The 400-nt window shown below is 76.5% G+C and carries 1 pseudogene; it reads right to left on the bottom strand.

Features of this window, described 5'->3' with window-relative positions:
• Positions 1 to 400: pseudogene (locus N869_RS18280) on the bottom strand (DUF4350 domain-containing protein); the annotation flags it as partial.

Here is a 400-nt window from a genome sequence, read left to right on the forward strand (position 1 = left end):
GCCAGCGCCGGTACAGGCGCCCACGGCCCAGGGTCGTCTCGACCGCGCGCACCGTCACCGGCAGCGGCTCGGTGACGACCCGGCCCAGGCCGCGGCCCTGCCACAGGGCGAGGGCGAGCACCACGAGCACGAGCTGGGCGGCCAGGACCCCGGCCCACGAGGGAAGCAGGTCGCCCAGGCCCCCGCCGTCGGCCTCGGCGGTGTCACCGAAGGTGGGGATGTACCACACGAGGGTCTCGTGACGGCCCAGGGTCCGCAGCGCGAGGGCGGCGTGCCCCCAGTCCGCGAGGTGGGCGTTGGTCAGCACGCTCGAGTCGTCCAGGGCGGTGACCCTGGCCCCCTGGTGCTCCCAGGTGGCGTAGGCGCCGGCGCCGAGCTCCCCGGCGGGGAAGCACAGGGT

It is taken from the genome of Cellulomonas bogoriensis 69B4 = DSM 16987, assembly GCF_000767165.1.
GTDB classification, from domain to species: domain Bacteria; phylum Actinomycetota; class Actinomycetes; order Actinomycetales; family Cellulomonadaceae; genus Actinotalea; species Actinotalea bogoriensis.